The sequence below is a fragment of the Janibacter zhangyanbonis genome, from assembly GCF_050507325.1.
Taxonomy (GTDB): Bacteria; Actinomycetota; Actinomycetes; order Actinomycetales; family Dermatophilaceae; genus Janibacter.
Genome location: NZ_CP191481.1, coordinates 2746363 through 2766936 on the forward strand (window position 1 = coordinate 2746363; position 20574 = coordinate 2766936).

19 protein-coding genes are annotated in these 20574 nt (G+C 71.0%); 8 read left to right on the forward strand and 11 right to left on the reverse strand.

Annotated features, from left to right (window positions below; genetic code table 11):
* Positions 1-134 precede the first annotated feature (134 nt).
* From ACQBJO_RS13460 to ACQBJO_RS13475, 4 genes are all read left to right on the forward strand, one after another.
* On the forward strand, positions 135-806 hold the full coding sequence (locus tag ACQBJO_RS13460; protein WP_421008706.1) for a DUF305 domain-containing protein: 672 nt from the start codon (positions 135-137) through the stop codon (positions 804-806).
* Positions 807-932: 126 nt separating this feature from the next.
* Positions 933-1301, forward strand: a complete 369-nt coding sequence (locus ACQBJO_RS13465; RefSeq protein WP_421008707.1) for an ArsR/SmtB family transcription factor — start codon at positions 933-935, stop codon at positions 1299-1301.
* On the forward strand, positions 1298-1831 hold the full coding sequence (locus ACQBJO_RS13470) for an SRPBCC family protein (RefSeq protein ID WP_421008708.1): 534 nt from the start codon (positions 1298-1300) through the stop codon (positions 1829-1831). The genes ACQBJO_RS13465 and ACQBJO_RS13470 overlap by 4 nt, the downstream gene beginning before the upstream one ends.
* Positions 1828-2412: a TIGR03086 family metal-binding protein gene (locus tag ACQBJO_RS13475; RefSeq protein ID WP_421008709.1), complete on the forward strand. Its 585-nt coding sequence runs from the start codon at positions 1828-1830 to the stop codon at positions 2410-2412. Before ACQBJO_RS13470 ends, ACQBJO_RS13475 begins: the two co-directional genes overlap by 4 nt.
* Positions 2413-2724: 312 nt before the next feature.
* On the opposite strand, the gene ACQBJO_RS13480 is transcribed toward ACQBJO_RS13475, so the two are convergent.
* A complete protein-coding gene (locus tag ACQBJO_RS13480) occupies positions 2725-5244 on the reverse strand; it encodes an ATP-dependent Clp protease ATP-binding subunit (RefSeq protein ID WP_255184292.1) in 2520 nt (839 codons plus the stop codon).
* Between the two features lie 145 nt (positions 5245-5389).
* Positions 5390-6064 (reverse strand): DUF4328 domain-containing protein, encoded by a 675-nt coding sequence (locus tag ACQBJO_RS13485; RefSeq protein WP_421008710.1) that lies wholly within the window; start codon positions 6062-6064, stop codon positions 5390-5392.
* Positions 6065-6152: 88 nt separating this feature from the next.
* On the opposite strand from ACQBJO_RS13485, the gene ACQBJO_RS13490 reads away from it, so the two are divergent.
* Positions 6153-6740: a flavin reductase family protein gene (locus ACQBJO_RS13490; RefSeq protein WP_421008711.1), complete on the forward strand. Its 588-nt coding sequence runs from the start codon at positions 6153-6155 to the stop codon at positions 6738-6740.
* Positions 6741-6759: 19 nt separating this feature from the next.
* Here ACQBJO_RS13490 and ACQBJO_RS13495 read toward each other — a convergent pair whose 3' ends face one another.
* The 3 genes from ACQBJO_RS13495 to ACQBJO_RS13505 form a co-directional block, all read right to left on the reverse strand.
* Positions 6760-7353, reverse strand: coding sequence for a hypothetical protein (locus ACQBJO_RS13495; RefSeq protein ID WP_421008712.1), 594 nt, complete (start codon positions 7351-7353; stop codon positions 6760-6762).
* A gap of 93 nt (positions 7354-7446) precedes the next feature.
* On the reverse strand, positions 7447-8271 hold the full coding sequence (locus ACQBJO_RS13500; RefSeq protein WP_421008713.1) for an Fpg/Nei family DNA glycosylase: 825 nt from the start codon (positions 8269-8271) through the stop codon (positions 7447-7449).
* Positions 8272-8283: 12 nt separating this feature from the next.
* Entirely contained in the window at positions 8284-9228 is a 945-nt protein-coding gene (locus ACQBJO_RS13505) for a Ku protein (RefSeq protein ID WP_421008714.1), read from the reverse strand.
* A gap of 145 nt (positions 9229-9373) precedes the next feature.
* Here ACQBJO_RS13505 and ACQBJO_RS13510 point away from each other — a divergent pair, with 145 nt between their 5' ends.
* Positions 9374-10246: a hypothetical protein gene (locus ACQBJO_RS13510; RefSeq protein WP_421008715.1), complete on the forward strand. Its 873-nt coding sequence runs from the start codon at positions 9374-9376 to the stop codon at positions 10244-10246.
* A 26-nt stretch (positions 10247-10272) separates the two neighbouring features.
* On the opposite strand, the gene lhgO is transcribed toward ACQBJO_RS13510, so the two are convergent.
* Genes lhgO through ACQBJO_RS13535 form a run of 5 tightly spaced genes read right to left on the reverse strand, consistent with a single transcriptional unit; the run spans position 10273 to position 16981 of the window.
* Positions 10273-11487, reverse strand: coding sequence for an L-2-hydroxyglutarate oxidase (lhgO, locus tag ACQBJO_RS13515; RefSeq protein WP_421008716.1), 1215 nt, complete (start codon positions 11485-11487; stop codon positions 10273-10275).
* Positions 11484-12617, reverse strand: a complete 1134-nt coding sequence (locus ACQBJO_RS13520) for a CaiB/BaiF CoA transferase family protein (RefSeq protein ID WP_421008717.1) — start codon at positions 12615-12617, stop codon at positions 11484-11486. Before ACQBJO_RS13520 ends, lhgO begins: the two co-directional genes overlap by 4 nt.
* Positions 12614-13789: an acyl-CoA dehydrogenase family protein gene (locus ACQBJO_RS13525; RefSeq protein ID WP_255184301.1), complete on the reverse strand. Its 1176-nt coding sequence runs from the start codon at positions 13787-13789 to the stop codon at positions 12614-12616. Before ACQBJO_RS13525 ends, ACQBJO_RS13520 begins: the two co-directional genes overlap by 4 nt.
* Positions 13786-14775, reverse strand: coding sequence for a TAXI family TRAP transporter solute-binding subunit (locus ACQBJO_RS13530; protein ID WP_421008718.1), 990 nt, complete (start codon positions 14773-14775; stop codon positions 13786-13788). The genes ACQBJO_RS13525 and ACQBJO_RS13530 overlap by 4 nt, the downstream gene beginning before the upstream one ends.
* Positions 14776-14818: 43 nt before the next feature.
* Positions 14819-16981 (reverse strand): TRAP transporter permease, encoded by a 2163-nt coding sequence (locus ACQBJO_RS13535; RefSeq protein WP_421008719.1) that lies wholly within the window; start codon positions 16979-16981, stop codon positions 14819-14821.
* A gap of 111 nt (positions 16982-17092) precedes the next feature.
* Between ACQBJO_RS13535 and ACQBJO_RS13540 the strand changes: the two genes are divergently transcribed.
* Together ACQBJO_RS13540 and ACQBJO_RS13545 are read left to right on the forward strand one after the other, a co-directional pair.
* Positions 17093-17752, forward strand: coding sequence for a response regulator transcription factor (locus ACQBJO_RS13540; RefSeq protein ID WP_255184304.1), 660 nt, complete (start codon positions 17093-17095; stop codon positions 17750-17752).
* 3 nt (positions 17753-17755) lie between these two features.
* Entirely contained in the window at positions 17756-19162 is a 1407-nt protein-coding gene (locus ACQBJO_RS13545) for a sensor histidine kinase (protein ID WP_421008720.1), read from the forward strand.
* Positions 19163-19574: 412 nt separating this feature from the next.
* Here ACQBJO_RS13545 and ACQBJO_RS13550 read toward each other — a convergent pair whose 3' ends face one another.
* The gene (locus tag ACQBJO_RS13550) at positions 19575-20558 is read right to left on the reverse strand and encodes a TAXI family TRAP transporter solute-binding subunit (protein ID WP_421008721.1); all 984 of its coding nucleotides are present in this window, start codon (positions 20556-20558) and stop codon (positions 19575-19577) included.
* Positions 20559-20574 lie beyond the last annotated feature (16 nt).

The following is a 20574-nucleotide window of genomic DNA, read 5'->3' on the forward strand; positions in this document are numbered from 1 at the left end:
TCCGCCAAGGCTTCCGTGCCAGCACCGCCCCCCGGCCCCGCGTCAGGTCGGGGTTTGGTCAGGATCTGGTCAGGATCACCCGCGGCCGACCCGTGACGGCCCACCACGGACGAAGGGGGGTTACCGTCGCCCTCGTGAGCCCACGCCTGACCCCCTTCGTCCTCGCCGTCGCCCTCGTGCTCGGCGGGTGCTCGGGCAGCGGCGACGACGCCTCGACCTCGGCCACCTCGCCCGATGCACCGGTCCTGCAGCCGGGCACGCCCGGCGAGTCGAACTCGTCGCTGACCGGCGACGACGCCGTCGCGACGCCGTCGTCGAGCCACAACGACGCGGACGTGACCTTCTTGCAGGACATGATCCGCCACCACGCGCAGGCCGTCGTCATGGGCGACATCGTCAAGGGGCGCCTGACCGACGCCAAGGTGCGCTCTCTGGCCAGCCGGATCAGCGACGAGCAGAAGCCCGAGATGAAGGGCATGGCCTCGACCCTGCGCTCGTGGGGCGAGAAGGTGCCGATCGAGGCGAGCAACCCGAGCGGCAGCGGCCACGGCAGCCACGACGACCACAGTGACATGCCCGGCATGGCCACGCCGGCACAGCTGAGCGACCTGCGCACGGCGAAGGGGGCGGACGTCGACCGGCTCTACCTCGACCTGATGATCGCGCACCACGAGGGCGCTCTCGAGATGTGCACGACCTTGGGAGACAAGGGCGCCGACGAGCGCACCGGCGAGCTCGGCGACGACATCTCGGTCACCCAGACCAAGCAGATCGACCAGATGAAGGGCATGCAGCGCCGTCTCTGACGCGCACCCCCGGCGCGGGCCTGATCGCCACTCCCCTCCCCTTCCCTCTCCTGCAGCACCCCTTGACCCGGCACGTCGACCGGCCTACCGTCGTATTCAACCTATTGGTTGATTAAGGAGCACGCGATGGAGGACCACCCCGAGGAGCGACTCTCCCGGGCCTTCGCCGCGCTCTCCGATCCGGTCCGGCGGGACATCATCACCCGCCTCACGGTCGGTGACGCCACCGTCAACGATCTCGCAGCCCCCTACGACATCAGCCTCCAGGCCGTGAGCAAGCACCTCAAGGTCCTCGAGGAAGCCGGCCTCGTCAGCCGGCGCAGGGAGGCCCAACGCCGTCCGGTCCACCTCGAGGCCGATGTCCTGGCCACGATGACCGGCTGGATCGAGCGGCACCAGCAGCGAGCCGAGCAACGCATGTCCCGGCTCGAGGAGGTCATCGGCGACCTCCCTTCGCCCGACCCGGGCACCACGAGCACAGGAGCAGACCGATGAGCACCCAGCCCAGCACCGACCACATCACGACCGCGACGATCGAGGCCGACCCAGAGGTCCCCGTCGTGCGGATCACCCGCGACTTCAAGGCGACCGCGGCGCAGCTGCACCGCGCGCACACCGACCCCGAGCTCTACAAGCGGTGGGTCGGGCCCGACGAGCTCGACACGATCATCGACCACTGGGACGCGCGCACTGGTGGCAGCTACCGCTTCACCAATGTCGCGAAGGAGGGCAGCGAGCGGCGCGTGCAGGGCGACACCCAGGAGTTCCACTTCTTCGGCAGCTTCCACGAGGTGCGCCCCGACCGGATCGTCCAGACCTTCACCTTCGAGGGCTTCCCCGACGGGGTCTCGCTCGACACGATGACCTTCGAGGACCTCGGTGACGGGTGGACGCGCGTCCACGGCCACTCGGTCCTGCCGACCTTCGAGGCGCGCGAGATGATGCTCGCCTCCGGCATGGAGATCGGCATCAACGAGGGCTATGCAGCACTCGACGCGATGCTCGATGCCGGGGAGGTCGCGTGACCTCGTTGTCGTCGCTGTCCGTCGCCGACCGCTACCGGTCGGCGTCGGACGGCTTCGCGCGACGGGTCGCCGGCACGACCGACTGGGACGCGCCGACACCGGTGGCGCAGTGGCGGGCCCGCGACGTCGTCGGTCACCTGACGACCTGGCTGCCGGCACTCGTGGCGTCCGGCTGCGAGGTGCGCCTGGACCCCGTGCCGTCCGCCGAGGAGGACCCGGTCGGCGCGTGGGCCGGTCTCGACGCGCAGCTTCGATCGCTGCTCGACGACCCGGCGACCGAGGAGGTCGTCTTCGAGCACGAGCACATCGGCCGGATGCCGCTGCCGCAGATGCTCGACCAGTTCTTCACGAGCGACGTCGTCTTCCACACCTGGGACCTCGCCCGCGCCACCGGGCAGGACGACCGGCTCGACGAGGACTACCTCGCCGAGGCCCTGGCGGGGATGGAGGCCCAGGCCGAGATGATCCGGGCGTCCGGGCAGTTCGGCGAGCAGCAGCCGGTGCCCGAGGACGCGAGCGTCCAGGAGCGATTCTTCGCCTTCATCGGGCGGGACCCGCGCTGGGCGCCGCCGGCGGGCTGAGCCCGGACCGCCCTCGATCTCCGCAAGAACCTGGGGTTTTGCGGAGACAGGGGGCATGACGAAGGGCGCCGTTGTCACCTGGCAGCGGTGACGCCACGTGGTGGCGTTGGTGTCACCTGGCTGCCCGGAGAAGGGGGACCAGGTGACACCGACGCAACCAGCCGGATGACGAAGGGCGCCGCCGGCGGGCTGAGCCCGGACCGCCCTCGATCTCCGCAAGACCCTGGGGTTTTGCGGAGATAGGGGGGATGGCGAAGGGGAGGTGGCCAGTGATCTGGCCACCTCCCCTTCGTCTGCAGGGTCCGCGCTGGGTCAGTCGGCGGAACCGTCGCCCGCCTCGACGAGCGGGACGTCCAGCTCGCCGACCTTGGGCGCACCCTTGAAGGTGAACTCGGCGTCCTTGCCCTCGCCGGTCGCGTCGACCGCGACGATCTCGCCGGAGACGAGCTCGCCGAAGAGGATCTTCTCCGACAGCACGTCCTCGATCTCGCGCTGGATCGTGCGCTTGAGCGGGCGGGCACCGAGGACCGGGTCGTAGCCGCGCTTGGCGAGCAGCGCCTTGGCCGCGGGCGTGAGCTCGATGCCCATGTCCTTGTCCTTGAGGCGCTTGTCGAGCTTGGCGACCTCGAGGTCGACGATCTCGACGAGCTCGTCCTGGCTCAGCTGCGGGAAGACGATCGTGTCGTCGACGCGGTTGAGGAACTCGGGGCGGAAGTGGTTCTTCAGCTCGTCGGTGACCTTGGCCTTCATGCGCTCGTAGTCCGTGCGCTGGTCGGTGCTCGAGGTGAAGCCCATGGCGCCCTTGGAGATGTCCCGCGTGCCGAGGTTGGTCGTCATGATGATGACCGTGTTCTTGAAGTCGACCATCCGACCCTGCGAGTCGGTGAGGCGGCCGTCCTCGAGCACCTGCAGCAGCGAGTTGAAGATCTCCGGGTGGGCCTTCTCGACCTCGTCGAAGAGGACCACGGAGAAGGGCTTGCGGCGCACCTTCTCGGTGAGCTGGCCACCCTCGTCGTAGCCGACGTAGCCGGGGGGCGAGCCGAAGAGGCGGCTGACCGTGTGCTTCTCGGAGAACTCCGACATGTCGAGGGTGATGAGGCTGTCCTCGTCGCCGAAGAGGAACTCCGCGAGGGCCTTGGCCAGCTCGGTCTTGCCGACACCGGTGGGGCCGGCGAAGATGAACGAGCCGCCGGGGCGACGCGGGTCCTTGAGGCCGGCGCGGGTGCGTCGGATGGCCTGCGAGAGCGCCTTGATCGCGTCGTCGTTGCCGACGACCCGCTTGTGCAGCTCGCCCTCCATGTTGAGCAGTCGCGTCGACTCCTCCTCGGAGAGCTTGAAGACGGGGATGCCGGTCGAGGCGGCGAGCACCTCGGCGATGAGCTCCTCGTCGACCTCGGCGACGACGTCCATGTCGCCGGCCTTCCACTCCTCCTCGCGGCGGGCCTTCTCCGCGAGCAGGTTCTTCTCGTCGTCACGCAGACCGGCGGCCTTCTCGAAGTCCTGGCCGTCGATGGCCGACTCCTTCTCGAGGCGCACCTTGGCGATCTTGTCGTCGAACTCCTTGAGGTCGGCGGGGGCCGTCATCCGACGGATGCGCAGGCGCGCGCCCGCCTCGTCGATGAGGTCGATCGCCTTGTCGGGGAGGAAGCGGTCGTTGACGTAGCGGTCGGCCATCGTCACGGCAGCCACGATCGCCGGGTCGGTGATCGTCACCTTGTGGTGGGCCTCGTAGCGGTCACGCAGGCCCTTGAGCATCTCGATGGCGTGGGCCAGCGAGGGCTCGGCGACCTGGATCGGCTGGAAGCGGCGCTCGAGGGCCGAGTCCTTCTCGATGTGCTTGCGGTACTCCTCGAGCGTCGTCGCGCCGATGGTCTGCAGCTCACCGCGGGCGAGCATCGGCTTGAGGATGCTCGCGGCGTCGATCGCGCCCTCGGCGGCACCCGCACCCACGAGGGTGTGGATCTCGTCGATGAAGAGGATGATGTCGCCGCGCGTCTTGATCTCCTTGAGCACCTTCTTCAGGCGCTCCTCGAAGTCACCGCGGTAGCGGCTGCCGGCGACGAGCGAGCCGAGGTCGAGCGTGTAGAGCTGCTTGTCCTTGAGCGGCTCGGGGACGTCCTCGTTGACGATGTCCTGGGCCAGGCCCTCGACGACGGCCGACTTGCCGACACCGGGCTCACCGATGAGGACGGGGTTGTTCTTCGTGCGGCGCGAGAGCACCTGCATGACGCGCTCGATCTCCTGCTCACGCCCGATGACCGGGTCGAGCTGGCCCTCACGCGCGGCCTGGGTGAGGTTTCGACCGAACTGGTCGAGCACGAGCGAGCCCGCGGGCTGCCCCTCGGCCGGGCCCGTGCCGGCGCCGACGCCAGCGGCCTGGCCCTCCTTGCCACCCTGGTAGCCCGAGATGAGCTGGATGACGGTCTGGCGGACACGACCGAGGTCGGCGCCCAGCTTGACGAGGACCTGGGCGGCGACGCCCTCGCCCTCGCGGATCAGGCCGAGGAGGATGTGCTCGGTGCCGATGTAGTTGTGCCCCAGCTGCAGCGCCTCGCGCAGGGACAGCTCGAGGACCTTCTTGGCCCGCGGGGTGAAGGGGATGTGACCCGACGGAGCCTGCTGGCCGGGACCGATGATGTCCTGGACCTGCTCGCGGACGGCGTCGAGGGAGACGCCGAGCGACTCCAGCGCCTTGCTGGCGACACCCTCGCCCTCGTGGATGAGGCCGAGGAGGATGTGCTCGGTGCCGATGTAGTTGTGGTTGAGGAGGCGTGCCTCCTCCTGGGCGAGGACGACGACCCGGCGGGCCCGGTCGGTGAACCGTTCGAACATGGGATCTACCCCTTCACGTGGTGCTCAGACCTCGATGCTAACCGTGCTCGCTCCCTGAGCCGGGGGGCGAGCCTCTCACGGGGTCACAACGCCGCTCCCCCCGACCCTGTTCCACGAGACGAAGGGGGTGCGGCCGTGTTCGCTCTCAGCGGACGCCGGCCATCGCGGACCGCTCGACGGCGGCCGCCGTGGCCCGCCGCACGACCAGGATCCAGCCGGGCAGCGCCAGCACCATGACGACCGCGGCGACGCAGTGACCGATGACCCACCGCTCGATGTCCTGCGCCGACATCAGGTCACCACCGAGGGCCTGCCCCGCGTTCATGCCGAAGAAGGCAAGCAGCCACGTGACCCACCAGATGGCCAGCAGGCCGCGCGCACGCACGCCGAGCGCGCTCATCGCGTCGCCGACCGCCTGCAGCGGGAACCACAGGTTGACGACCGGCACACCCCAGCCGAGGACCGACCACACCACGGAGCGTCGGTGCCAGTGCCCGGGAGCGACCGCCTCGGCGACGCGGCGCAGCCCGTAGAGCCAGATCGCCCCCGCGGCCCACGCGGTCGGCATGCACAGCGTCGCGGCGCCGGCACAGCCCAGGAGCAGCACGAAACCGGCGCTGTCGCCACCGGTCCCCTCGGCCCAGGCCTGCATGTCCCCCTTCGCCACGAGGGCGATGACCGCGGTCACGACCATGACGAGGGTCCAGACGACGGCGACGACCACGGTCACACGCGCGCTCGTCACGGGCGGTCCGGGCGGAGTCGGCGGGCTGGGCTGGGCAGGGGTCGACGGGACGGGAGATGTCGTCAGCTGGCTCATGTCCTCGAACCTAGGAACGCGAGCGGCCGCCCGCCCGACGAGCTGCGCCCGCCTGTGGACAACTCGACGCGCTGCCTAGGCTGACGCCATGCGCACGGTCTTCGACCCCACCGACCCGGACACGAATGCCTACGACCTGCTGACGAGCATCGTCGTGCCGCGGCCGATCGCGTGGATCACGAGCGTCGGAGCCGACGGGGTCGGCAACCTCGCGCCGCACTCCTTCTTCAACGTCGCGTGCGCGCGACCGCCGATGATCAGCTTCACCTCCGTCGGCCGCAAGGACACCCTGCGCAATGTCCTCGCGACGGAGCACTTCGTCGTCAACCTCGTCTCGGAGGACCTCGCCGAGCTCGCCAACGCGAGCAGCGCCCCCTTCGACCCGGAGGTGGACGAGGCGCAGGCCCTCGGCGTGCGGCTCGAGCCCAGCGAGGTCGTGCCCGTGCCGCGGGTCGCGGACTCGGCGACCTCGATCGAGTGCCGGCTGCACTCGAGCACCGAGCTCGGCGACAGCCACCTCGTCATCGGCGAGGTCGTGGCGATCACCGTGCGCAGCGACGCCCTGACCGACGGGCGCCCGACGATCGACGCGCTGCGTCCGGTCTCCCGGCTCGGGCGCGACGAGTGGGGGCACTCGCCCGAGGTCTTCCGCCTGACGCGGCCGCGCCGCCCCTGACGGCGCGACCGCCGGGCGGTCAGTCGCAGAAGGTGGGGTTGAACCACACCTCGTCGACGCGGGTGCCGGCCTTGTTCATGAACCAGAAGACCTTGCCCCGGCTGTAGATGCGGCCGTCGTTGAAGACGCTCGAGTCGTCGACGCGCATCCACCCGACGCGCGCCTTGAGATAGGTCGTGGAGTTGCCCACCCCGACCTTGTAGGGCAGGTCGATCTGACGCGAGGCAGCGGCGGTGAAGACGCCGTAGCTGTCGAGCCGGACCGGCTTGGTCTGCGACACCCCGCGCACGACGACGCCGTCGTTCCAGAAGATCGCCGAGTAGTAGTGGGTGCTGCCGGTGATGTCGCTCAGGCAGCCGTCGACCCGGTCGGTACTCGTCTCGTCGGACCAGCCGAAGGTGGGGTTGACGGAGTTCTTGACGCTCCACACCGACGCCGGGAACCACGCGGTCCCGATGCGTCGTTCGGTGAAGTCGAGTCGGTCGTCAGAGGCGACCGAGGCCGCGTCGGCCCCGGTGTCGGACGTCGGTGCGGCGCTCGCGGCGGGCACGAGAGCCGCCGCCAGTGCGACGGCGGCGACGGTGGCGGACAGCGTGCGGTAGTGCGTGATCATGTGATCCCCCGATCCCTGATGTGGTCCGGACCACGCTAGTGGCGCCGAGGGGCGCGGGGGAAGGCCCGATCGGCCAGCGGCTCGACGCGCCGCTCAGCTGCGGCGCTGGCAGTTGGCGCACCAGTAGAGGGTTCGGCCGGCGACGTCCTTCGAGCGCACCTTCGACCCGCAGACCACGCAGGCCTCGCCGGTGCGCTTGTAGACATAGCTCGTCCGCTCCGTCAGGTGCACGTCCTCCCCCTTCGCCAGGGCGGCCTCGACCTGCTCGACCTGGTCGTCGACGGTGACGATCCGGCTCGTGGCCACTCCGAGCGGCAGCAGCCGCCGCAGGTCCGCCCAGACGAGGTCCCACGACGCCCGCTTGAGCCGCTCCCCCGGCGTCGCGGGGTTGATCCGGTGCCGGTAGAGGACCTCGCAGCGGTAGACGTTGCCGACGCCCGCGAGCACGTCCTGCTCCATGAGCAGGGCCGCGATCGACTTGCGGGAGCGTCGGATCCGCTCCCACGCAGGCCCACCGTCGGTGTCCCGCAAGGGATCCGGCCCGAGCTTCGCGTGCACCGCGTCCTCCTGCTCGGGGGTGATGACCGCGCAGGTCATCGGTCCGCGCAGGTCGGCCACGTGCTCGTCGGTCGCGATGCGGCAGCGCACCTGCCCGATGACCGGCCGCTCACCGACATAGGCGGCCTCGTCGATGGTGAAGGTCCCGATGAGCCCGAGGTGGACGTGCAGGATGCGGTCGCCGGCGAGCTCGACGAAGAGGTGCTTGCCGTGGGCGCGCGCCTCGAGCAGCTCGTGACCGGTGAGCAGCGCCGCGCCGGCGGCGAAGCGCCCCTGCGGGGACGACACCTCGACGACCTGGCCGGCAAAGGTGGCGTGCAGGTCGCGGGCGATGCGGTGGAGGGTGTGGCCTTCGGGCATGACGAAGGGGGCTCAGCTCGCCTTCTTCTTCGCAGCGGCCTTCTTGGCCGTCGTCTTCTTGGCGGCAGCCTTCTTGGTCGTCGCCTTCTTCGCCGTCGACTTCTTGGCGGCGGCCTTCTTCGTCGTGGCCTTCGAGGCGGAGGTCTTCGCCGGCGCCTTCTTCGCCGTCGAGGTGCTCTCGCCACGCGCGGTCTTCGCCTTCTCGACGGACCTGGCCAGCGCCGCGAGCAGGTCGACGACCTCGCCCGACTCGTCCTCGTCGGCCTCGACCTGCTGGACCTCTCCGCCGTCGACCTTGGCCTTGACGAGGGCCTCGACGGCCAGGGCGTAGTCGTCCTCGAACTCGTCGGGCTCGTAGTCGCCGGCGAGCTCGTCGATGAGCATGCGCGCCATCGACATCTCCTTGTCCGACAGCTCCTGGTCCTCGATGGTGGCGAAGTCGGCCGCGCGGATCTCGTCGGGCCACAGCATCGTCTGCATGACGATGACGCCGTCGCGCACGCGCAGCACGGCCATCGTCATCCGGCTGCGGATCGAGACGGTGACGATCGCCATCCGGCCCTGGGCCTCGAGCGCCTCGCGCAGCAGGACATAGGGCTTGGTCGCCGTCTTGTCCGGCTCGAGGTAGTAGCTCTTGTCGAGGAGCATCGGGTCGATCTGGTCCTCGGGCACGAACTTCTCGACGCTGATCTCCTTGTTGCTGCGCGTCGGCAGGTCGGCCATGTCCTCGTCGGTGAGGATGATCATCTGACCGTCCTCGGTCTCGTAGCCCTTGGCGATGTCGTCGTAGGCCACCTCGTCGCCGTCGATGCTGCAGAAGCGCTTGTAGCGGATGCGCCCGCCGTCGGTGCGGTGCACCTGACGGAACTGCACGTCGTGGTTCTCGGTCGCGGAGTACAGGCGGACGGGGACGTTGACGAGGCCGAAGGAGACGGCACCCTTCCAGATCGCGCGCATGCGGCCAGCCTACGCGGGTGGGGGCCCCTCCCACGGTCCTCGAGGAGGGCGCTCCGGAGCCGCCGCGAGCGGACTGCGGCGCTCCTCTAGGATCGCGCCGTGGCCAGGGGGCCACCTCGCCACGACACCAGGGGAAAAGATCACGATGTCCCGCCGCATCTCCGCCGCGCTCGCCGTCGCCGCACTCACGTGCACGACCGCGGCCGTCGCCGCCACTCCCGCCTCGGCCGCCGCACCCAACGTGCCCACGAGCTGCCGGGCCCACTGGGGCGCCAGCACCAGCACCGGCGCCTACTACTGGTACACCTACGCCAACCAGCGCGCCACCGCCACCCGCGTCAGCACCAACAGCATCGGATGGCGGCCGACGGCCGAGGTCCAGGTGGGCGCCTACGGCGACACGGGCTCCTTCACCAACGAGCAGGTGGCCACCTCGCAGGGCGGCAAGCTCATGACGATCACGCGCAAGGGCGTCGAGCGCAACGGCGTGTGGGCCGTCTCCCAGAGCACGCGCACCGTCAAGTCCTCCGGGTGGACGGGGACCCGAGCCCTCGCGACCGACGGGCGCTACCTCTACCGGCTGCACGGCGGCTACCTCACCCGTTACCCCATCTCCTGGACCTCGACGGGCTCGCTGAAGGTCGGCAGCGCGACCCGCATCGGCTCGGGCTACGGCAACATGCGATCGATCGTCTACGAGCGCTCCGGAACCGTCAGCGGCAAGACCATCGACGTGCTGCTCCACAACCTCTCCAGCGGCGCACTGCGCGAGCTGCGCGTCCCGCGCTCGGCACCGACCCAGCGCACCTACGCGACGCTGCGCTGGACGGGCTTCCAGAACTTCCGCTCGCTGACGACCGCCCCGTGCGGGAGCAAGGGCCGATCCATCGGTGGCCTCACCGACGGCGACCGCATGTACGTCTACTACGACCCCACGGCCGCCGACAGCCGCGGCACCGACATCCGCGGCGGGTGGACCGGCAAGGGCGGCTTCGCGCTCCAGGCCTACGGCCAGTGACGTCTGCCCGGGCTCTGCACCTGAGGTCAGCGCCCGCCGCGCCGCGCCAGCGCCTCACCCACGACGTGCTCGGCGATCGCGAGCGCCGAGGTGGCGCCGGGTGACGGCGCATTGCGCACCATGACGACACGGTCGGTGCCGGTGATGACGAAGTCGTCGACGAGCTGGCCGTCGGAACCCATGGCCTGCGCGCGCACGCCCCGCGTGCCACGCACCGCCCCCGAGGTGTCGAGGCTCGGCACGTAGCGCTGCGCCTCCGCGACGAAGTTGCGTGAGCTGAGCGCGGTGCGCGACTCCCGCACGGCCGCGGGCAGGTTGGCCGCGGCGAAGCGCCAGAAGCCGGCAAAACCCACGACGTCGAGCACGTCGGCGGGCACGGGCAGCGAGCGCCGGTAGGACTCCCGCCCCAGGGAGAGGAAGGCATTGGGCCCGAGCGTCAGCACCCCGTCGACGCGTGGGGTCACGTGCACCCCGAGGAAGGGGTAGCGCGGGTCCGGCACCGGGTAGACCATGCCCCGCACGACATCGCGCTGCTCCCTCGGGAGCACGAAGTAGTCGCCGTAGAAGGGCACGATCCGCGGGGCACGGTCCTCGCCGAGCAGGCCGGCCACCCGGTCGCTCTGCAGCCCGGCGCAGACGATGACCAGGTCGAAGGCGCCGGTGTCGCGCGCCCCGCGCGCCACCGTCGACACCCGCACCTCGGTGCCCTGCTCCTCCAGCCCGACGACCTCGTGCCCGAGGCGGACCTGCCCGCCGGCGGCGGTGAGCTCGCCGCCCAGGGCTCGGGTGACGGCCGGGTAGTCGACGATCGCCGTCTGCGGGGAGTGCAACGCGCGCACCCCCGTGGCGGCCGGCTCGATCTCGCGCAGCCCGTCGGCGTCGACGAGCCGGGCACCGGGCACGCCGTTGGCCACGGCGCGCGCATGGAGGTCGTCGAGCCGCCCCGCCTGCACGTCGTCGAGGGCGACGACGACCTTGCCGCACTCCTCGTAGGCGATGTCGTGCCGCTGCACGAAGTCCTGCAGCAGGCCCACGCCCCGTCGGCACAGCGTCGCCTTGAGGCTGCCCGGCTCGTAGTAGAGCCCCGCGTGGACGACCCCGCTGTTGTGGCCCGTCTGGTGGCCGGCGAGGTGCTCCTCCTTGTCGAGCAGCGTCACCTGCGCGTCGTGCTCGGCGGCGAGGTGCCGCGCGACGGCAGCCCCGATGATGCCGCCGCCGACGACGGCCGCGCGCAGGCTCATGCCCCCTCCCCCGGCACGACGAAGGGGGGCGGCGCCGTGCGATAGGTGGCCGGGGTGCGGGCCAGGGTGATCGGGTGGGCGATGGTGGCCACCCGTCCGCCTGCGGCGGAAGGGATCTCGTGCACCGGCTCGAGCCCGAGCCTGCGGGCCAGCTCGAAGGCCTGGCCGAGGTCGTTGATCGGTCCGCAGGGCACCCCCTTCGCCGACAGCACGTCGAACCAGTGGTCCGCGCCGTGCTCCGCCAGGGCGTCCTCGAGCTCCGCCGCGAGGACCGACCGGTGCGCGACCCGGTCGGCATTGCTCCCGAAGCGGGGGTCCTCGGCCAGCCCGGGCCGGTCGACGCCCTGCGCGAGCAGGCGGAAGAGCTTGTCGTTGGCCGCCGCGATCGCCAGCGGGCGGTCGGCGGTGGCGAGCACCTCGTAGGGCGCGATGCTCGGGTGCAGGTTGCCCATCGGCCCCGGCACCGCGCCGGTGACGGCGTGCGTGGACGACTGGTTCGACAGCGCCGACAGCAGCGACGAGAGCAGGTTGACCTCCACCCGCTGCCCCTCGCCGGTGCGGTCACGGTGACGCAGCGCCGCGAGGACGCCGATCGCCGCGTGCAGGCCGGTGATGACGTCGACGAGCGCGACGCCCGACTTCATCGGGCCCGACTCGGTCGACCCGGTGACCGACATCAGGCCGCCGACCGCCTGGGCGACGAGGTCGTAGCCGGGCAGGTCGGCGCCCGCGCCGGAGCCGAATCCGGTCACCGAGCAGTAGACGAGCCCGGGGTGCCGGGCGGACAGCTCGTCGTAGCCGAGGCCGAGCCGATCCATCGTGCCGCTGCGGAAGTTCTCCACCACGACATCACACCCCGCGACGAGGTCGAGCGCCACCTGGCGGTCGGCCTCGTCGCGCAGGTCGAGCACCCGGGAGGTCTTGTTGCGGTTGACCGAGAGGAAGTACGTCGACTCCCCTTCGTCCGACCACGGCGGGCCCCAGGCACGGGTCTCGTCGCCGCCGTCCGGGCGCTCGACCTTGATCACCTCCGCCCCGAGGTCGGCCATGAGCATGGTCGCGTAGGGCGCCGCCAGCACTCGGCTGAAGTCGGCGACCCGCACGCCCTCGAGGGCACCGGGGGTGATCAACGGAAGGCGGCCTCTCCGGTCAGGGCTCGCCCGATGACGAGCTGGTGGACCTCGCTCGTGCCCTCGTAGGTCAGGACCGACTCGAGGTTGTTGGCATGCCGCATGATCGGGTGCTCCAGCGTGATGCCGGCGGCACCGAGGATCGTGCGCGACTCCCGCGCGATGGCGATCGCCTCGCGGACGTTGTTGAGCTTGCCCAGCGACACCTGCTCCGGGCGGATCCTCCCTTCGTCCTTGATGCGGGCGATCTGCAGGGCGAGCAGCATGCCCTTGCCGAGCTCGAGCGACATGTCCGCCAGCTTGGCCTGCGTGAGCTGGTAGGCCGCCAGCGGCTTGTCGAAGATCTCCCGCTCCCGCGAGTAGGTGATCGCCGTCTCGAGACAGTCACGGGCCGCGCCGAGCGCACCGAAGACGATGCCGAAGCGCGCCTCGTTGAGGCACGACAGCGGCCCCGAGAGCCCGGCCACCTCCGGCAGCACCGCCTCCGCCGGCAGCCGCACGTCGTCGAGCACGAGCTCGGAGGTCACCGACGCGCGCAGCGACACCTTGCGCTTGATCTCAGGGGCCGAGAAGCCCGGGGTGTCCGTCGGCACGACGAAGCCGCGGACCTTGTCCTCGGTCTGCGCCCACACGACGGCCACGTCGGCGACGGAGCCGTTGGTGATCCACATCTTGCTGCCGTTGAGCACCCAGTCGTCACCATCACGTCGGGCGCGGGTACGCATGCCCGCCGGGTTGGACCCGAAGTCCGGCTCGGTCAGCCCGAAACACCCGATCGCCTCCCCGGCAGCCATCCGCGGCAGCCACTCCTGCTTCTGCTCCTCGCTGCCGTGCTTCCAGATGGCAAACATCGCCAGCGACCCCTGCACCGACACGAGCGAGCGCAGCCCGGAGTCACCCGCCTCGAGCTCCATGCACGCCAACCCGTAGGCCGTCGCGGAGGTCCCGGCACAGCCGTAACCCTCCAGATGCATCCCGAGCACCCCGAGCCGGCCGAGTTCGGGCGCCAGCTCCCGCACGGGGAAGGAACCCTCCTCGTACCAGCCGGCGATCCCCGGACGGATCCGGTCGTCGACGAAGCGCCGCACCGTGTCCCGGATCGCGCGCTCCTCCTCACCGATCAGCTCGTCGGTCGCGAAGAGCCCGAGCGGGCTCTGGGCGGCGTTGCTCACTTGGCCTCCTCGAGGGCGCGCTCCGAACCCGCGTGCAGCGGGATCGGGCCGGTCTCGGTCATCGTCTTGACGTCGATCTCCTCAGCGGCCGGGTGCACCTTCACGAGGGCGTCCTTCTCGTCGATCATGAGCTTCGTCAGGGCGCAGGCGACGTTGTCCTCCATGTCCTCGCGCACGACGATGACGTTGGGCACCGCGATCGTCGGCACGTCGGCGTCGAGGTCGTAGGTGTCGGCGGGGATCGTCGACTCCTCGTAGACCTCGTTGACCTTCTGCATGTCGCCGAGCTGGTCGGTGATGTCGATGAACTCGACGTCGTCACCCATCGAGGTGAAGAGGTCGGTGATGGCCGGCGTCGGCAGACCGCCCGACCACACGAGCCCGTCGATGGACCCGTCCTTCATCCCGTCGACGGTCTTCGTCAGGTCGAGCCGCTGGCGCTTGACGTCCTTGAGGTCGAGGCCGGAGGTCTCGATGAGCCGGTTGGCGATGACCTCGGTCCCCGACTTCGGCGAGCCGGTCGAGATCGTCTTGCCCTTGAAGTCCGAGATCGAGTCGATGCCGGACTTCTTGCGCACGACGACCTGCGTGTAGTTGGAGTAGATCCGGCCGAGCGTGCGGATGTCCTGCTTATCGGTGAAGGAGCCCGAGCCGTTGACCGCGTCGGCGGCGGTGTCGGCGAGGGAGAAGCCGGCGTCGTAGTCGCCGGCGACGACCTGCTGGATGTTCTGCACCGAGGCGCCGGTCTCGGCGGAGGTCGCCTGCAGGTCGGTCTTGTCGTTGACGATCTTGGCCAGGCCGCCGCCGATGACGTAGTAGACGCCGGTCGAGTTGCCGGTCGCGATGTTGAGCCGGCCCTGGCCGGTCTCGCAGCTGTCGGCGGCGGCGCCGGAGTCTCCGCTGCGGTCCTGCTGCCCGCCGCAGGCGGACAGGGTCAGGGCGGCGGCCAGGGTCAGTCCGGTGAGGGTGGTGGTACGGCGCATCATCGAGCCTTTCTGAGGGGGTGGGTGTGGCGGGGTCGAAGGGAGGTCAGGTGGCGGGTGTCGGGGTGGAGCCGCCCGCGACCCGTCGTCGCACGAGGTGCAGCACGATGGCGAGGGCGAAGACGGCGAAGCCCAGGGCGATGGACAGCGGGACGAGGTAGAGCAGGAGCAGTGCGGCGGGCACGCACAGCGCCCGCTCGAGCCGGCTTGTCGGGCCGAACATCCAGCCGGTTGTCGCGACGGCCAGGGCCGCGACCGCGGTGCCGGCGACGAGGAAGGCCCACACGATGTCGACGAAGCCGCCCTCGGCGAGCAGGAAGGCTCCGTTGTCCGTGACGACGAAGGCCATCGGGGCGAGGAAGGCGGGCAGCGTGTACTTGCAGGCCTGCATCATCGTCGGGATGACCTTGCCGCCGGTGATCGCCGCGGAGGCGACGGCCGCGAGCGCGGTCGGCGGCGACACCTCCGACAGGACCGCGTAGTAGAAGATGAACATCGCGACCTGCGGCGACTCGACGCCGAGCGCGATGAGCGCCGGCCCGATGATCACCCAGCTGAGGATGAAGGACGCCGTGACCGGGACGGCCAGGCCGAGGATGAGGATCGCGACGGCGGAGAAGAGCGCCGAGAGGATGATGAGCGAGGCGTCGTTGAAGGCGATGGCATCGGCCGCCTTGACGAGCACGTCGGAGAGGATCTGGCCCAGGCCCGTCTTGGCGATGACCGAGGTGATGATGCCGGCCGCGGCGCAGACCGCGATGACCGGCAGCGCGGAGCGGATGCCCGAGCTGAGCGCCGTGTAGAGGCGCACGCCGAAGTCCTTGAGCGAGGCCCCGAGCTCGAGCCGCTCGGGCTCGCCGTCGACCTCGTCGAAGCCGCTGACGACGCGCCGGCGCGAGAGCACCGCCTCGGCGAGGCCGAAGAGGGCGGCCACGGCCGTCGCGTAGACGACCGCCTTGAAGGGCGGGACGTCGATGGCGAGGAAGAAGACGATGACGCCGAGGCTGATGAAGTGGTAGCCGGAGCGCACGAGCAGGCGAAGGGGGTTGACGATCGCCAGCTCGACGCGGCTGGCCCCGAAGCGGCGGGCGTCGATCTCGACGGCGAAGAAGATGCCGAGGTAGTAGAGCAGCGTCGGCACGATCGCCCAGATGAGCACCTCGACGTAGGAGACGCCGAGGTACTCGGCGATGATGAAGGCCGCGGCGCCCATCGTCGGCGGCGAGAGGATCGCGCCGATGCCGGCGGCGGCGAGCATGCCGCCCGCCGCCTCCTTCGGGTAGCCGGCCCGCTTGAGGATCGGCCAGGCGAAGGAGCCGAGGGTCACGGCGGTCGCCGTGCCCGACCCGGAGACGGTGCCGAGCAGGAAGCCGGAGAGGGCCGTCGTGCGGCCCGGGGCCGAGGCGGACTTGCGGAAGAGGGAGAAGCTGAACTCGACGAAGAAGCGACCGGCGCCCATGCGGTCGAGCACCGCGCCGTACATCGTGAAGAGGACGATGTAGGTCGCCGCGACGTCGAGCGGGACGCCGAAGAAGCCGGACGCCTCGTTGTAGAGCGCGTTGACGATCTGCTCGATGTTGAGCCCGAGGTGGCTGATCGACCAGCCGACGGGCAGGAAGCCGCCGTAGTAGGCGTAGGCGAAGAAGACGACGCAGACGACGGGCAGGACGAGGCCGGTCGTGCGCCGGGTGGCCTCGAGGACGAGGACCATGAGGATCAGGCCGGCGACGATGTCCATCGTCAGCAGCGAGCCCTGCCGGTCGAGGAAGCCCTCGTAGCCACCGAAGCCGAGCTCGTTGAGCGGGATCGGCAGCAGCGGGTAGAGCCCGACGAGCATCGCGACGGTCGCGAGCACCCAGTCGAGGATCCCCGGGTCGTCCTTCTGCGGCACCCGACCCACGGTGTCGGTGCCGGGGTCGATGTCCGCAGCCCGCTCCCTTCGCCCGCGCATCCGGTAGGTGAGGAAGACCAAGGGCAGGGTCACCGCGAGGAAGAGGACGAGGTAGTACTGGCTCCCCTGCTCGACCGGGTCGAAGACCTGCTTGAGGACGAAGAGGGCGACGAGGAAGCACCACACCCCGACGAGGAGGTCGAGGCGCGGCGAGAGCTGCCGCGAGGGCTTCTCCTCGTCGTAGTCGGCGACGATCGTGTCGACGTCGACGGGCTCGGGGGTGAGCTGCTGCTCACGGGCGACGCTGTCCGTTGGCATGCCGGGTAAGTTAGGTGCGATCCGGGTCACACCCGGGCCGGAGCCGCACGGACTTTACATACATCTGACCTTGGGCCCCGGCACGACTGCACCACTGCTCAACGGAGAGACATGCGAGTCCTGCTCGTCGAGGACGACGACCGCGTGGTGGCGGCCCTGACCCCCGCCCTGCGCCGAGCCCATCTCACGGTGACCCGCGCCGGCACCGCCGCGGAGGCCCTCTCGGCCGTGCCGGGGGCCGACCTCGTGCTCCTCGACATGGGGCTGCCCGACCAGGACGGCCTGTCGGTGTGCCGACGCATCCGCGCAGAGGGTGACGTCCCGATCATCGCCGTCACCGCCCGCCGCGACGAGCCCTCGGTCGTCTCCGCCCTGCGCGCCGGGGTCGACGACTACGTCACCAAGCCCTATCGCCTCGCCGAGCTCATGGCGCGCATCGACGCCGTCATGCGCCGCTCCGGCCACGGCGTCCCCGAGTCGCTCGACCACGTCGCCGACGTGCGCCTCGACCTCGGCGCCCGCCGCGTGTGGGCAGGCGAGGTGGAGGTGACGCTGACCCGCAAGGAATTCGACCTGCTGTCGACCCTCATCGACGCCGGCGGCGACGCCGTCACCCGCGAGTCGCTCATGGAGTCCATCTGGGACACCTCGTGGGTCGGCGCCTCGCGCACCCTCGACGTGCACGTGTCCGCGCTGCGCACCAAGCTCGACCGACCCCGGCTCATCGAGACCGTGCGCGGCGTCGGCTACCGGATCAACGCGCAGGGGTGAGCGGTGCGACGACGGATGCTCGTCATCGCCCTGCCGCTGCTGACGATGCTGCTGCTGGCGCTCATGGTGCCGCTGCTCGCGGCCCACGCCGCCGACCGCACGCAGGACCAGTTCGTCGGCCGCCTGGGTGACGTCGCGCGCTTCGCCGTGCTCGCCGAGAGCGCCATCGAGACCGACGAGACGGCAACGCTCGAGAGCGAGCTGCAGCGCTACACGGAGGTCTACGGCGGCTCGGTCCTCGTCGTCGACGCCAACCGCGAGGTGGTGGTGGCTGCCGGTGACGCCGGCGGTGCAGGCACCGACGCGGCCACCGACGAGGCCGTCACGCGCGCTCTCACCGGAGCGACGACCGTGCCGCCCGGCACCGCGTGGCCGTGGCGCGACGAACCGATGCTCGTCGGCTCCCCGGTCGGGCGCGACGCGCAGGTCCTCGGGGCCGTCGTCGTCACCGCCCCGACCGACGGTGTCCGCAGCGACGTGACGGTGCGCCTGGCGCTCATGGGTGCGCTCGCCCTGGCAACGCTGCTGCTGACCGTCTTCGGAGTCATCCGGCCGCTCGTCGGGTGGGTGCTGCGGCCGGTGCACGCGCTCGACCGCACGGCGACCCGGCTCAGCTCGGGCGACATGGGGGCACGGGCGAGCGAGACCGGCCCGCCCGAGCTGCGCGAGCTGGCCCGGTCCTTCAACGACATGGCCGACAGCGTCGAGGCCTCGCAGGCGCAGCAGCGCGAGCTCGTCGCCGACGCCGCACACCAGCTCGGCAACCCCCTGACGGCGCTGCGGCTGCGCGTCGAGGGCCTGGCCTCCGACGGGGTCGACCGCGACCAGGTCGAGCCGGTCCTCGAGGAGACCGACCGGCTGAGCGCGACCGTCGAGTCGCTGCTGCACCTCAGCCAGGTCGGGGCGACGCAGGTGGTCGCCGAGCCCGTCGACGTCGCCGCCCTCGTGCGCCACCGCTGCCAGATGTGGGACCCGGTCTTCGCCGCGCTCGAGGTGCGTACTCCCCCGTCGGCGATCGCCCTGGCCAGCGCCGAGGTCGTCGACACCGCGATGGACGCGCTGCTCGACAATGCCGCGAAGTTCGCCCCCGGTTCCCCCGTCCTCGTCAGCGTGCAGGTCGCCCCGGCCCCCGCAGGCGAAGGGGGCGTGCCCACGGTCCGAGTGCGGGTCGCCGACGGCGGGCCCGGTCTGCACCCGGACGACGTCGCCAAGGTCGGCGCGCGCTTCTTCCGCGGCCGGGCCCACCAGAACGTGCCGGGCACCGGCCTCGGCCTCGCCATCGTCCGCGCCCGCCTCGCCGACTGCGGTGGCGACCTCGAGGTGGGCCCGGCCTCGTCGCCCGGCGCGAACCTCGCCGACGCGAACCCCACCGGCGGGCTCGCCGTGACGCTCGTGCTCCCGGCGGCGTAGCCCGGGGCGGGGCCACCCGGCACGACGAGCAGTGCCGGCGGATGGGCCACTACGCCGTTGCTCCGTACTCCGAGCACGACCACCCGGCACGACGCCACTGGTCGAGCGAAATGGCCACTACGCCGTTGCTCCGTACCCCGAGCACGGCATCACCGCCCGCCACACGCGGAGCCGCGGACGTGCTGCCGGTCTGGGCCGGACCCGATGCACCTGGCTCACCGCGGGTGAGGACCGGATGCTCACCGTACGGAGCAACGGCGCAGGCAACGCCAGCACGCCCCAGCGCTTTCCAGACATCCGATGCTCACCGTACGGAGCAACGACGTAGTGCCCAGCACTTCCCCACGCTCGCCCGAGCCCGGCAGCCGCGCTCACCGTACGGAGCAACGGCACAGCCGGCGAGGCGATCGAGCTAGTCGCGCTGCTCCCGGTAGTAGCGCAGCGCGCCCGGGTGCAGCGGCAGCGGCGAGGTGTAGATGGCGGTGCCGATGTTGGGCTGACGCACGCCGTGGGCGAGCTCGTCGACACGGGGCTGCGCCTCGAAGAGCACGCGGGTGAGGGCGTGGACGAGGCGTTCGTCGAGGTCGCGGCGCACGAGCAGGTAGTTCTGCACGCTGACGGTGTCGACGGCCCGGTCGAGGTCGTAGGTCGAGGCAGGGATCGACGACCGGGAGAACTCGCTGCCGTGCTGCCGCACCAGCCGCGGCACGAGGTGGCCGAGCGGCACGAGCCGGATGTCCTGCGCCTGCGACAGGTGCAGCACAGCGGTGTTGGGCAGGCCGCTGACGAAGAAGAAGGCGTCGAGCCGGTCCGCCGCGAGCGCATCGGCCGACCGCTGCAGCGTCTCCGCGACGGGCCGGAACTCATCACTCGTCAGGCCTGCCGCGCGCATGCACCGCCACGCGATCCCGCGCGTCCCCGACCCGCTCGCGCCCAGGCTCACGCGGCGCCCGGCGAGGTCGGTCACGGCACGCACGTCCGAGTCGGCGCGCACGACGAGGTGGACGAAGCTGTCGTAGGCACGGGCGAGCGCCCACAGGTCGACCGGCTCGTTCCACACCCCACGACCCCGCCGGGCATCGGCGGCGGTGTCGGCGAGGCTGAAGCCCACGTCGCTCACCCCGGAGGCGACCTCGCGCACGTTGTCGACCGAGGCATTGGTCCCCCGCGTGTGCACGGTGATGCCCGGCAGTCGTTCCTGCCAGGCCTTCGCCAGGGCCTCGCCGTATCGGTGGAAGACCCCACCCGGGTTGCCCGTGGCGAGCGTCAGCTCCGCCGGCTCGAGGTCATCCCACGACCGGCGCCCGCACGCGCCAAGCAGCGGCCCGGCCCCGCCGATCGCCCCCACCGCGGCACCGGCCGCGAGCAGCATCCGGCGGGTCGGGTGGGTCGGCATGCGCGACAGCATCCCA